Origin of the sequence: Micromonospora solifontis, from assembly GCF_003725545.1 — a bacterium.
Classification (GTDB): Bacteria; Actinomycetota; Actinomycetes; order Mycobacteriales; family Micromonosporaceae; genus Micromonospora; species Micromonospora solifontis.
On the sequence record NZ_RJLN01000042.1, the window covers coordinates 14,482 to 27,603 of the forward strand.

Sequence of the window (13,122 nt, forward strand, 5' to 3'; positions counted from 1 at the left end):
AGACCATTCGGGTGCGTTGATCAAGCCTGGTCGATGCAACGCATGCCGTGATCAGCTAGCGCCTCCGTTGGTGATCGATTTCGGAAAGATTGTTAGTAATTCGTAATGTCTCCACGGCGTGACCCACCGTCACCTGTCGGATGTAAACCATTTGTGGGGTGGCGCATTCGTCGGAAATCTGACCCGGGACCACCCGTTGTGCGAGTGCCGGAGTCTGGTTAAGCTCTTCTTGCGCGCCCCAATCGCCCGCTTCCCCCGTGGCAGGCGATCGGGGCGCGCTTTTTGGTGCCGCCACCGGCCAGCGAGGGCATCAGGCCCACCCGCGCAAGCGAAAAAACGCGGCCCGGTGGACCTGCCACCGGGCCGCGAAATGCCGGACGGGTCAGATCCAGCGGCCGTCCAGCCACATCCGCGCGGACCAGTCCGCGTAGGGCAGCAGCCGGCCCACGAAGATCGGGTAGAAGTAGCCGAAGCAGAGGGCGACCAGCAGCACGTACGCGCCCACGACGATCCCGCCCACCAACCGCCGGTCGGCGACGTCCTGCTCGCTCGGCGGCGCCGCCGTGCCGGTGACCGGCGCGGGCGTGACGATCGCCCCGAGCACGTAGACCACCGCCAGCACCAGGAACGGCACCGCCGGCGCGGCGTAGAAGGAGAACATCGTCCGGTCGTCGAGGGCGAACCAGAACCAGGGCAGCAGGCCGGCGGCCACGCTGAGCAGGATCGCCCCGGCCCGCCAGTCCCGGCGGGCCAGCCCCAGCCAGGCCGTCGCGGCCAGCGCGGGCAGGAACGACCACCAGAGCAGCGGGGTGCCCAGCAGCAGGATCTCCGACGCGCAGCTCGGCGCGCCGCAGTTGCCGTCACCGGACCAGTAGAAGGCGACCGGGCGGCCCAGCAGCAGCCACTGCCACGGCCACGACTGGTACTTGTGCGGGTCGTCGAGCTGGGTGTGGAAGCCGTACGCCGCCTTGTGGTATTCCCACAGATTGATCAGCGGCCCGATAACCGGGGTGTCGCTCAACCCCGGGACGTTCGGGTACCGGCTGGCCAGCCGGTAGTAGCCGTCGTCGCTGAGCAGCCAGCCCGACCAGGTGGCGACGTAGGTGCCGACCATCAGCACGCCGGCCAGCAGCAGCCAGGGCAGCTCGTCGAGCAGGGCGTCCCGCCACGGGTGGCGGGCGCCGGCGGACCGGCGGACGCCCACCTCCCAGAAGATCACCAGCAGCGCGAAGGCCGGCACGAAGTAGATCCCGCTCCACTTCACCGCGCAGGCACAGCCGAGCAGCACCCCGGCGAGGAGCCGCCACCACGGCCAGTCCCGCCAGGTCGAGGGCGGCCGGCCCGCCCGCCCCGGCGCCGACGGGTCGAGACCGGCCTCCAGCGCGCGGGTCCAGCGGCGCCGTCGGGCGTCCCGGTCGAGCACCAGGGCGCCGAACGCGGCCAGCACGAACAGCAGCAGGAAGATGTCGAGCAGGGCGGTGCGGGAGAGCACCAGGTGGAAGCCGTCCAGGGCGAGCAGCAGCCCGGCCGCGCAGCCCAGCACCGTCGAGCGGAACATCCGCCGGCCGATCCGGACCAGCATCAGCACCGACAGGGTGCCCGCGACGGCCGCCGCGAACCGCCAGCCGAACTCCGGGGCGGTGGTCATCAGGTGCCCCGGCACGGAGATCTTCAACTCCGCGTCCTGGTAGCCGAAGGCCCACTCGCCCAGCCCGATGAGCCACTTGCCCAGCGGCGGGTGCACCACGTACGACGGGCCACCGTCCTTGTAGTTCCACTCGACGCCGCGGTCGATCAGCCCGTACGCGTCCCGGGCGTAGTAGATCTCGTCGAAGATCTTGCCCTTCGGGCCGCTGAGGCCGACGAAGCGCACGATCGCCGCGATCACCACGACGACCGCGGTGGCCAGCCAGGCGTGCCCGTCGAGGCGGGCGTCGACCGTGGCGAGCCGCCGGCGGACGACGGCCGGGATCCCACCCGCGCTGCTCGTCGCGGAACCGGTGGCCTGGTCGGCGGTGGGCTGGTCGGGGGTCGTCCGGTCCGATCCGGCCCGACCCGCGCCCGCGCTCTGTGCTGTCGACGCACTCGTCACCCGGCGATCGTAGGCTGCGAAGGTGCCCGGTGGCGCCTGTCGTCTCCGAGATTGGTACGGCTGTCGATGAAGGAGCGCGCTGGAGTGGGTGAAATGTCCGAGGTGGGGCGCCTGGTGTTGCTCGGTGCGCCGTTGGGAAACCCGGCCGACGCCTCGACCCGGTTCCGCGAGGTGCTCGCCACCGCGGACGTGGTCGCCGCCGAGGACACCCGGCGGCTGACCCGGCTGGCCCGGGACCTGGACGTCACCGTCCCCGGCCGGATCGTCTCCTACTTCGAGGGGAACGAGGAACGGCGTACCCCCGAACTGGTCGACGTGCTCACCGCCGGCTACACGATCGCGCTGGTCACCGACGGCGGCATGCCCAGCGTCTCCGACCCCGGCTACCGGCTGGTCCGGGCGGCGATCGACGCCGGCTGCCCGGTCACCGCCGCCCCCGGGCCGAGCGCGGTGACCACCGCGCTGGCCCTCTCCGGGCTGCCCTGCGACCGGTTCTGCTTCGAGGGGTTCCTGCCCCGCACGCCCGGCGCCCGCCGGTCCCGGCTGCGCGCCCTCGCCGCCGAGGAGCGCACGCTGGTGCTGTTCGAGGCGCCGCACCGGATCGCCGGCGCGCTGGCCGACCTGGCCACCGCGTTCGGCCCGGACCGGCCCGCCGCGCTCTGCCGGGAGCTGACCAAGACGTACGAGGAGGTGGTCCGCCGGCCGCTGGGCGAGCTGGCCGAGTGGGCCGCCGAGACCGAGCCCCGGGGCGAGATCACCCTGGTCGTGGCCGGTGCGCCGCCGGCCGCCGCGACCCGGCCCGACGACGACACGCTGCGCGCCGCGGTCGCCGCGCGGGAGGCGGCCGGGCTGTCCCGGCGGGACGCGATCACCGAGGTCGCCACCGAGTACGGGCTGCGCCGCCGCGAGGTCTACGGGGTCGTGCACGCCTGACAGCCCGGCCCGGGCTACCAGGCGGCGGCGAGGAAGCCCGCGGTGGTCAGCAGCGGGCCGGCCAGCGCCACCGCCACCGCCCAGCGGCGCTGCCAGACGTCCGGCAGCCGGGTCGCGCCGGTCCACCGGGCGATCCCGGCGGCGCAGGCCAGCACCAGCAGCAGGCCGAGCAGCCAGCGCAGGTGCCGGCCGACCCCGTTGTCCGCGTACGCGGTGCCGCCGTCCGGCCCGGTCATCCGCGCCGGCAGCGCGGTGCCGGCGGCGCTCCGCTCGGCCGGCACCCCGCTCACCCGTACGCCGTGCGCGACGAAGCGCTCCCCGTCGGCGCGGAAGATGCCCCGGCAGCGCTGGGTCAGGCCGCCGCCGGAGCAGTCCGTGATCACCACGGTCCCGGTCGTCGAGTGCCCCACCGCCAACCAGAGCGGCCCTGCGCTGACCCAGCCGAAGAAGGCCGCCAGCAGGCTCAGCGTCACCAGCGCGGCCAGCCCGGGCAGCGGGTCCGGCGGGTGGCTCCGCCGGGTCCGGGTCCGCCGGGAGGCCGCCGCGGGTGGCCGGACCGCCTTCCGGGCCTCCTCCCGCAGCGGGGTGCCGTCCCAGTGCACCTCCTCGATCGGCGCCCAGAAGACCTCCCCGCCGCCCGGCGTGCTGTCGGGTACGGGCACCCGCCAGCGGGGCTGCCGGACCGGCACCCGGCGGGGCACCGCGTCCACCGGCGCCCCGGTGGTCGGTTCCACCTCGACCGGCGGGTCCGCCGGGTCCAGCCGGGGCTGCGGGGCGACCGAACCGCCGCGCGCCGCGCCCGGACGGGGCGGCCGGCCGCCCACACCGGTCGTCGGGGCGGCGGAGCCGTCCTGGCCCGGTGCCGCTGGTCTGCTGGTCACGCCGTTCATTTGACACCGGCAGGTGGGGCTGGCCGGGCAGCTCAGGCCGCGTGTCGGCGACAAATCGGACGGGCTGCCGGGGGTGGGGCGTGGCGCGGGCCCTATTGGTTCGCGGGCGACCCGAGGCAATCACTAGGCTTGACGCTCATGAGTCACGTTCTCGCCGCGGTCGCCTGGCCCTACGCCAACGGCCCGCGCCACATCGGCCACGTATCCGGATTCGGCGTTCCCTCCGACGTCTTCGCCCGGTACATGCGGATGGCCGGTCACGACGTGCTCATGGTCTCGGGCACCGACGAGCACGGCACCCCGATCCAGGTGCAGGCCGACGCCGAGGGGGTCACCCCGCGCGAGCTGGCCGACCGGTACAACCGGGTGATCGCCGAGGACCTGCGCGCGCTCGGGCTGTCGTACGACCTGTTCACCCGGACCACCACCCGCAACCACTACGCGGTGGTGCAGGAGCTGTTCATCGGGCTCCACCGCAACGGCTACATCGTCCCCAAGGTCACCACCGGGGCGATCTCGCCGTCCACCGGCCGCACCCTGCCGGACCGCTACATCGAGGGCACCTGCCCGATCTGCGGCTACGACAGCGCCCGCGGCGACCAGTGCGACAACTGCGGCAACCAGCTCGACCCGATCGACCTGATCAACCCCAAGTCGAAGATCAACGGCGAGACGCCGGAGTTCGTCGAGACCGAGCACTTCTTCCTGGACCTGCCCGCCCTGGCCGACGCGCTGCGGCAGTGGCTGGACACCCGGGAGGGCTGGCGTCCCAACGTGCTGCGTTTCTCGCGGAACCTGCTCGACGACCTCCAGCCCCGGGCCATCACCCGGGACCTGGAGTGGGGCGTGCCGATCCCCCTCGAAGGCTGGCGCGACCGGCCCGACAAGCGGATCTACGTCTGGTTCGACGCGGTCATCGGCTACCTCTCCGCCTCCATCGAGTGGGCCCGCCGCACCGGCGACCCCGAGGCGTGGCGGAAGTGGTGGTCCGCCGACGGCGAGGGGAAGGACGCCCGCAGCTACTACTTCATGGGCAAGGACAACATTGTCTTCCACTCGGTGATCTGGCCGGCGCTGCTCGGCGGCTACTCCGGCGCGGGCTCCCGGGACGGCGAGCCGGGCGAGCTGGGCCGGCTCAACCTGCCCACCGAGGTGGTCTCCAGCGAATACCTGACCATGGAGGGGCGCAAGTTCTCCTCCTCCCGCAAGGTGGTCATCTACGTCCGCGACTTCCTCGAGCGGTACGACGCCGACGCGCTGCGCTACTTCATCGCGGTCGCCGGGCCGGAGAGCAACGACACCGACTTCACCTGGGCGGAGTTCCTCCGTCGCAACAACGACGAGCTGGTCGCCGGCTGGGGCAATCTGGTCAACCGGTCGATCTCCATGGCCGCGAAGAACTTCGGCGCGATCCCGCCGGTCGATCCGGCCGGCCTCACCGAGGCCGACCGGGCGCTGCTGGACACCGCGAAGGCCGGCTTCGCCACCGTCGGCGACCTGATCGCCCGGCACCGCCAGAAGCAGGCCATCGGCGAGGCCATGAAGGTCGTGGCGGAGGCCAACAAGTACCTGTCGGAGCAGGCGCCCTGGAAGCTCAAGGGCGAGGACGACAAGCCGCGGATGGGCACCATCCTGCACGTCGCCCTCCAGGTGGTCAGCGACGCCAACATCCTGCTCACCCCGTTCCTGCCGCACTCCGCGCAGCAGATCCACGAGCTGCTCGGCGGCACCGGCGTGCACGCCCCGATGCCGGTGATCGAGGAGGTCGAGGACCTCGACGGCGGGCCGGCGTACCCGGTGCTGACCGGCGACTACACGGTCGGCGCGCGGTGGGAGTCCGTACCGCTGCAGGTGGGCCGGCCGCTCGCGGCGCCCAAGCCGGTCTTCCGCAAGCTCGACCCGTCGATCGTCGACGAGGAGTTGGCCCGCCTGGCCGGCTGACCGCGCGCCCGGCCCGCGCTCGCTCGTCCTGCGGCATGTCGCGGCGTCGCGGGCCCCCGGACACCCCGGAATGCCGCGGGTCGCTTCGATCAGGCTGGCCGGCTACGCCGCGACCCCGGAGGATCGCTCCGGGGTCGCCGCGTGTCCGGGTCAGGCGCGGGCCATCGACGGCGCGCCGATGAACTGCATGATCGCCTGGTTGACCTCGCTCGGGTGGGTCCAGGGGATGCCGTGCGGCGCCCCCTTCAGCGTGATCAGCCGGCAGTCGGACAGCATGTGCTGCAACCGCTCGCCGGTCTTCGGGTACGGCAGCACATTGTCCTTGTCGCCCTGGATGATCAGCACCGGAACGTTGATGTTCGGCAGGTCGCCCCGGAAGTCGGTCTGCCAGGCGTCGACGGAGTCGTAGGTGCCCTTCGCCGAGGCGTGCGAGCCGATGTCCCAGTGCGCCCGGTACGCCTCGTCACTCACCCACCTGCCCTTGTTCTCGCTGTAGTTGAAGAACGCGTCGCAGAACTGGGTCAGGTAGGCGAACCGGTCCTGGATGATGGCCTGCTGGAACCCGTCGAAGATTTTCTTCTCGACGCCCTCCGGATTGTCCTGCTTCTGGACCAGGCACGGTGCCAACGGCGCCATCAGCACCGCCCGGTCCACCCGGTCCGACCCGTACGCGCCGAGATACCGGGTCACCTCACCGGTGCCCATCGAGTGCCCGATCAGGATCGCGTTGCGCAGGTCCAACTCGGTCATCAACACGTCCAGGTCGGCCGCGAACGTGTCGTAGTCGTACCCCATGGCCGGTTGGGCGGAGGCGCCGAAACCACGCCGGTCGTACGTGATCACCCGGTAGCCGGCGTTCAGCAGCGGGACGCTCACCTTCTCCCACGTCGCGCCGTTGAACGGGAAGCCGTGGATCAGGACGATCGGCTGGCCGCTGCCGTGATCCTCGTAGTACAGGTCGATGGGGGCGGAATTCTCCGTACCCACGGTGATGAAGGGCATGATCATCTCCCGGTGCGCTGACTCTCGGACAGCCGCGTCTTCCCGGGCCGGCCCCCGTTATGCCGTCGGATACGGAAGATCGACCATTTGGTCGTCGGTCACCTCGGCACCCGGCGCCCAGGTCTCGTAGACGCCCCGTTCGTGGCACTGCGCCCCGGTGCCGAGCACCGCGTCCGGGTCCGGCCGGCGCAGCCGCAGCCGCAGCCAGCCCGACTCCTCCCGCAGCACCAGGCAGGGCACCCCACGCCAGGTGGCGAAGCGCACCCGCCGGGCCGCCGCCGCCACCGGGTAGCGCGCCGCCCGGGTCATCGCCAGCACCCGGAACCCGCCCGGCAGGTCGGCCACCGCCTCGTACTCGCCGCCGCCGTACGCGCCGACGAGCTGCGTGGAGCGCGGCGCCTCGCCGGTCGGCACGTACTCCTGGTCGGGGGAGAGGCCGGGCACCGCGGCCAGCAGGTGCCGCCACTGCGGGCCAACCATCCGCAGCCAACCGCGTTGCTCCGCCTGGTAGGTGTAGAGCACCACCTCCACCCCCTCCGCCGGGTAGGCGAGCAGGGTGGCGTTCGCCGGCAGCGGCAGGTCGGCGAAGTCCCGGGTGACGAACTCCGGGATGAGCTGGGCGGTGCTCGGCACGAACCCGGTGCCCAGCACCGGGGGGCCGAGCCGGTCCCGGGGCGGCAGCACCGTCAGACCCTGGTGCGCCGGGCCCACCGGCACGTCGTAGTCGGCCGGGTCCGCGGCCCGCCAGCGCAGCGCGTACGCCACGTCGCCACCGTCGCCGTCTCCGCGCAGCACCGCCATCCCGGCCGGCGTACGCAGGTGCGCCACGTCGTGCTCCCGGTAGCAGAAGCCGTGCGGCAGCCACCCCCGCACGTATCCGGCGAGCTGCCGGGCGGAGAGCACCTTCACCATCCGGGTGCCCGGCCGGATCACCGCCGAGGCGCGCACCGCCGCGAGGGTCGGGTCGCCGGCCGCGGCCGGCTGCTGGCTGAGCTGGTGCAGGTACGCCCAGCCGCGCTCCCGGTGCACCGGCATCAGCAGCGGCGGGTCCGCGTCCTCGGCCGGCTCGGCCGCGCCGTGCACCGCGGTCACCTCAGTGGCGTGCACGAACCGCCGCCACGGGTACGCCATCCCGGGCCGGGGCACGAACTCGAACCCGGGCGCCTCGTCGGCGCTGAACAACTCGTACGCCGCCCCGCGAGCCAGCATCTCCGCCGGGTACCGCCGGCCGTCGTACGTCACGTGCAGCCCGGTCCGCTCGGAGGCGGCCCCGCTGGCCTGAGGGGTGACGGTCACCCTCCGGACGGTAGGCGGGACAGATGTTGACGGTGTGAACAGTCGGTGGCGGTCCGGGAACGCCGCCCGCCGGCGGTGTGTGATGCTGGCCGCGATGACCGAGCAGACCGAAACCCGTAAGCAGCGGGCCGCCCGCCGGGCCGGCGAGTTCCCGCCCGCCCCGGAGGCGCTGGCCGTACCCGTGCTGGACAGCCACACCCACCTGGACATCACCGTCAGCGAGGTCGGTGTACCCGGCGGTCCCGCCGACGACCCGGTCGGGGCGGCCGTCGCGGTGGCCGCCGGGGTCGGCGTCGACCGGCTGGTCCAGGTCGGCGTGGACGTCGAGTCGTCCCGCTGGAGCGCCGACGTCGCCGAGCGGTACGGCGCGGTGCTGGCCACCGTGGCGCTGCACCCGAACGAGGCGCCCCGCCTGGCCGACCTGGACGAGGCGCTGCGCGAGATCGAGACGCTCGCCGCCCGCGACCGGGTACGCGGCATCGGCGAGACCGGGATGGACTTCTTCCGCACCGGCGACGAGGGGCGCGCCGCGCAGGAGGAGAGCTTCCGCGCGCACATCGCCATCGCGAAGCGGTACGGCAAGGCGCTGGTCATCCACGACCGCGACGCGCACGCCGACGTGCTGCGCGTCCTCGACGACGAGGGCGCCCCGGACACGGTGGTGCTGCACTGCTTCTCCGGCGACGCCGACTTCGCCCGCGAGTGCGTCCGCCGGGGCTACCTGCTCAGCTTCGCCGGCACGGTCACCTTCGGCAGCGCCGGGGCGTTGCGCGAGGCCGCCACCGTCACCCCGGCCGACCAGATGCTGGTGGAGACCGACGCCCCGTACCTGACCCCGATGCCGCACCGGGGCCGGCCGAACGCGTCGTACCTGATCCCGCTGACCGTGCGGTTCCTGGCCGAGACCACCGGCACCGACCTCGACGAACTCTGCGCCGCCATCTCCGCCACCGGAGACCGCGCGTTCGGCCCGTGGTGAGAGGATGCCCGGCGTGACCGGTCTCCTCGGCCCGGCGGAGATCCGGGAACTCGCCGCCCGCCTCGGCGTGACGCCGACCAAGAAGCTCGGCCAGAACTTCGTGCACGATCCCAACACCGTGCGCCGGATCGTCACCACCGCCGGGCTGGCCCCGGACGACGTGGCGCTCGAGGTCGGGCCCGGGCTCGGCTCGCTCACCCTGGCCCTGCTGCCGGTCGCCGCGCACGTGCACGCCGTCGAGCTGGACCCGAAGCTGGCCGCCGCGCTGCCGGAGACCGCCGCCCGGTTCGCCGGCCCGGACGCCGCGCGGCTCACCGTGCACCCGGCCGACGCGCTCCGGATCACCGCCGCCGAACTGGCCGATCCCGCCCCGACCGCGCTGGTGGCGAACCTGCCGTACAACGTCGCCGTGCCGGTGGTGCTGCACCTGCTCGCCGAGCTGCCCACCCTGCGGCACGGCCTGGTGATGGTGCAGAAGGAGGTCGCCGACCGGCTCGTCGCCGATCCCGGCTCCAAGGTGTACGGCGTCCCGTCGGTCAAGCTCGCCTGGTACGCCCGCTCCCGGGCCGCCGGCAAGGTGCCGCCGAACGTCTTCTGGCCGGTGCCGAACGTCGACTCCGGTCTGGTCGCCTTCACCCGGCGTGAGCCGCCCCGCCCCGACGTACCGCGGGAGGCCGTCTTCGCGGTGGTCGACGCGGCGTTCGCGCAGCGCCGCAAGACCCTCCGCGCCGCCCTGGCCGGCTGGGCCGGCGGCGCCGACCGGGCCGCCGAGGCGCTCACCGCCGCCGGGGTCGACCCCGGCGCCCGCGGGGAGGCACTGACCGTGGAGCAGTTCACCGCGATCGCCGCGTCGGCCCCGACCGGTCCCGCCACCGCCCAGTAGGCTGGCGCCACTGCCTGACCCCGCCGAGGAGTTGACCGTGGAGAAGCCGTTCGACATCCGCCTGCGCCCGCGGGAGATCGCCCCGTGACCGAGGCCTGGCGACCGGACGACGAGGACGGGCAGCGGCGCGGGGCCAGCGGCCCGGTGAAGGTGCGGGTGCCCGCCAAGGTCAACCTGCATCTCGGGGTGGGGCCGCTGCGCCGGGACGGCTACCACGAGCTGAACACCGTCTACCACGCGATCTCCATCTACGACGAGCTGACCGCCCGCCGCGGCGACACGCTCACCCTCACCATGGAGGGCGAGGGCGCCGGCGAGCTGGCCCTGGACGACTCCAACCTGGTCATCCGCGCCGCCCACGCCCTCGCCGGGTACGCGGGCGTGCTGCCGCACGCCCGGCTGCACCTGCGCAAGCAGATCCCGCTCGCCGGCGGGCTGGCTGGGGGCAGCGCCGACGGGGCCGCCGCCCTGGTGGCCTGCGACGCCCTCTGGGGCACCGGCCTGTCCCGGGACGAACTGGCCGGGATCGCCGCCGACCTCGGCTCCGACGTGCCGTTCCTGATCCACGGCGGCACCGCGCTCGGCACCGGACGCGGCGAGGCGGTCAGCCCGGTGCTGGCCCGCCCCACCTCCTGGCACTGGGTGGTGGCCGTCGCCGAGGGGGGCCTGTCCACCCCGGCCGCCTACCGGGAGCTGGACCGGCTGCGCGACGCCGGCATCGCGGGCGAGCCGCTGGGCAGCACCGACGGGCTGCTCGCCGCACTGCGCCAGCGGGACCCGCGGGTGCTCGCCGCCGCGCTCGGCAACGACCTCCAGGACGCCGCGCTGGCCATGCGTCCCGCCCTAGCGGAGACGCTCAAGGCGGGCGAGGCGGCCGGCGCGCTCGCCGGCATCGTCTCCGGCTCCGGCCCGACCTGCGTCTTCCTCGCCCTCGACGAGGCGGACGCCGGACGGATCGCCGCCCGGTTGGAGGCCGCCGGGGTCTGCCGGGAGGCGCGGGTCGCCCACGGCCCGGTCGCCGGCGCTCGCATCGTCTGACCCACCTCTTCGCCGCATCGGGCCGCCGGCAGATCGGTGAGGTGGCGGTGTCAGCCACCGCAGGACCCCGCCGCGTCGGCGATCTCGTGCGGGGCGCCGCCGGGCCGGCCGACCGCGGCGGGCGGGCGGCGGGTCCGCGTACCCTGGAAGGTGGGCGTCCTGAGGTGCCGGCCGGCACCGGGACGCCTTGATCATGAAAGGTGGGGAAGTGGCCAACATCGTCAACCTGGACCGGGTGTCCAAGGGGTACGGGGCCGCCGGGCCGCTGCTCACCGACGTCTCGCTCGGCCTCGACGACGCGGACCGGGTCGGTGTGGTCGGCCTCAACGGGGCCGGCAAGTCGACCCTGCTGCGGCTGCTCACCCGGATCGAGGAACCGGACGACGGTCGCGTCACCCACCGCCGTGACCTGCGGGTGTCCTGGCTCCCGCAGACCCTGGACCTGGCCCCCGAGGCGACCGTCCGCGACGTGGTGCTCGGCACCGCCTGGCTCGGCGAGAGCATGGGCGCCGAGCACGAGTGGGCCGGCGACGCCGGGGTGCGGGCCATCCTCGACGGCCTCGGCATGCCCCACCTCGGCCTTGAGGCGCCGGTCGGGCCGATGTCCGGCGGCGAGCGCCGGCGCGTCGCCCTCGCCGCGCTGCTGGTCCGCGACGCCGAGCTGCTCATCCTCGACGAGCCCACCAACCACCTCGACGTCGGCGGCGTCGACTGGCTGGCCAAGCACCTGGTCACCCGCAAGGGCGCCCTCGTCGTGGTCACCCACGACCGGTGGTTCCTCGACGCCGTCTGCACCACCACCTGGGAGGTCGCCGACCAGACCGTCCGGGCCTACGAGGGCGGCTTCGCCGCGTGGACCCTGGCCCGGGTCGAACGGCAGCGGGTCGCCGCCGCCACCGAGGCCCGCCGGCAGAACCTGCTCCGCAAGGAGATCGCCTGGCTGCGCCGGGGCGCGCCGGCACGGACCTCCAAGCCGAAGTTCCGGATCGAGGCGGCCAACGCGCTCATCGCCGACGTGCCGGAGCCGCGCGACACCACGTCGCTGCAGCGGCTCGCCACCGCCCGGCTCGGCAAGCAGGTGTACGACCTGGACCAGGTCACCCTGCACGCCGGCCCGAAGGAGATCCTGCACGACCTCACCTGGCAGGTCGGCCCCGGCGACCGCGTCGCCGTCCTCGGCCGCAACGGTGCCGGCAAGACCACCCTGCTGCGCATGCTCGCCGGGGTGACCCGCCCCGACGGCGGGCGGTTCACCACCGGGCAGACCGTCCGGCCCGCGTTCCTCTCCCAGGAACTCGCCGAGCTCCCCGGCCACCTGCGCGTCCTCGAAGCCGTCGAGGAGGTGGCCCGGCGGGTCCAGTTGGGCGACCGGGAGATCAGCGCCGCCCAGCTCGCCGAGATCTTCGGCTTCGACGACCGGCGGCTCTGGACCCCGGTCAGCGACCTCTCCGGCGGCGAGCGCCGCCGGCTGCAGATGTTGCGGCTGCTCGCCGGAGAACCCAACGTGCTCCTGCTCGACGAGCCCACCAACGACCTGGACACCGACACCCTGGCCGCGCTGGAGGACCTGCTCGACTCCTGGCCCGGCACCATCGTCGTGGCCAGCCACGACCGGTACCTCATCGAGCGGGTCACCGACGTCGCGTACGGGATGTTCGGCGACGGGCGGCTGGTGCACCTGCCCGGCGGGGTCGACGAGTACCTGGCCCGGGCCGCCGCCGGCCGGGGCCAGGCGCCCGCCGATCTCACCCCCGCCGCCGCCGTCGCGCACCGCGAGGGCAGGTCCGCCGCCGAGGTACGCACCGCTCGGAAGGAACTGGGCAAGCTGGAACGGCAGGTTGCCAAGCTGGAGCAGAAGGAGGCCACCCTCCACGAGCAGCTCGCCGCGCACGCCACCGACTACGCCAAGGTCGCCGAACTGGACGCCCAGTTGAAGGAGCTGCGGGCCGAGCGGGAACGCACCGAGGAGGCCTGGCTGACCCTCGCCGAGGAACTGCCGGCCGGCTGATCCCGACACGGGGTGGGGGGTGTGCGGCGTCACAGCGCGGCGTACGGGACAATCCCTGTC

10 protein-coding genes are annotated in these 13,122 nt (G+C 73.7%); 6 read left to right on the forward strand and 4 right to left on the reverse strand.

Annotated elements, in window-relative coordinates:
* Positions 1-382: 382 nt before the first annotated feature.
* Positions 383-2,092, reverse strand: a complete 1,710-nt coding sequence (locus tag EFE23_RS16070) for a dolichyl-phosphate-mannose--protein mannosyltransferase (protein WP_123241740.1) — start codon at positions 2,090-2,092, stop codon at positions 383-385.
* A gap of 66 nt (positions 2,093-2,158) precedes the next feature.
* On the opposite strand from EFE23_RS16070, the gene rsmI reads away from it, so the two are divergent.
* A complete protein-coding gene (rsmI, locus tag EFE23_RS16075) occupies positions 2,159-3,025 on the forward strand; it encodes a 16S rRNA (cytidine(1402)-2'-O)-methyltransferase (protein WP_204334799.1) in 867 nt (288 codons plus the stop codon).
* 14 nt (positions 3,026-3,039) lie between these two features.
* On the opposite strand, the gene EFE23_RS16080 is transcribed toward rsmI, so the two are convergent.
* Positions 3,040-3,915: a hypothetical protein gene (locus EFE23_RS16080; protein WP_233601014.1), complete on the reverse strand. Its 876-nt coding sequence runs from the start codon at positions 3,913-3,915 to the stop codon at positions 3,040-3,042.
* A 138-nt stretch (positions 3,916-4,053) separates the two neighbouring features.
* On the opposite strand from EFE23_RS16080, the gene metG reads away from it, so the two are divergent.
* On the forward strand, positions 4,054-5,856 hold the full coding sequence (gene metG, locus EFE23_RS16085; RefSeq protein WP_123241742.1) for a methionine--tRNA ligase: 1,803 nt from the start codon (positions 4,054-4,056) through the stop codon (positions 5,854-5,856).
* A 150-nt stretch (positions 5,857-6,006) separates the two neighbouring features.
* Here the strand turns inward: metG and EFE23_RS16090 are convergent, their stop codons facing one another.
* Both EFE23_RS16090 and EFE23_RS16095 read right to left on the reverse strand, forming a co-directional pair.
* Complete coding sequence (locus tag EFE23_RS16090) at positions 6,007-6,858, reverse strand: alpha/beta fold hydrolase (RefSeq protein ID WP_123241743.1); 852 nt, start codon at positions 6,856-6,858, stop codon at positions 6,007-6,009.
* Positions 6,859-6,915: 57 nt separating this feature from the next.
* Positions 6,916-8,154, reverse strand: coding sequence for a hypothetical protein (locus tag EFE23_RS16095; RefSeq protein WP_123241744.1), 1,239 nt, complete (start codon positions 8,152-8,154; stop codon positions 6,916-6,918).
* An 82-nt stretch (positions 8,155-8,236) separates the two neighbouring features.
* Here EFE23_RS16095 and EFE23_RS16100 point away from each other — a divergent pair, with 82 nt between their 5' ends.
* The 4 genes from EFE23_RS16100 to EFE23_RS16115 all read left to right on the forward strand — a co-directional run bounded on the left by EFE23_RS16100 (position 8,237) and on the right by EFE23_RS16115 (position 13,062).
* A complete protein-coding gene (locus tag EFE23_RS16100) occupies positions 8,237-9,133 on the forward strand; it encodes a TatD family hydrolase (protein WP_123241745.1) in 897 nt (298 codons plus the stop codon).
* Between the two features lie 13 nt (positions 9,134-9,146).
* Positions 9,147-10,016: a 16S rRNA (adenine(1518)-N(6)/adenine(1519)-N(6))-dimethyltransferase RsmA gene (gene rsmA, locus EFE23_RS16105; RefSeq protein WP_123241746.1), complete on the forward strand. Its 870-nt coding sequence runs from the start codon at positions 9,147-9,149 to the stop codon at positions 10,014-10,016.
* Between the two features lie 84 nt (positions 10,017-10,100).
* Complete coding sequence (locus EFE23_RS16110; protein ID WP_123241747.1) at positions 10,101-11,054, forward strand: 4-(cytidine 5'-diphospho)-2-C-methyl-D-erythritol kinase; 954 nt, start codon at positions 10,101-10,103, stop codon at positions 11,052-11,054.
* A 208-nt stretch (positions 11,055-11,262) separates the two neighbouring features.
* Entirely contained in the window at positions 11,263-13,062 is a 1,800-nt protein-coding gene (locus tag EFE23_RS16115) for an ABC-F family ATP-binding cassette domain-containing protein (RefSeq protein WP_123241748.1), read from the forward strand.
* The last annotated feature ends 60 nt before the right edge of the window (positions 13,063-13,122 follow it).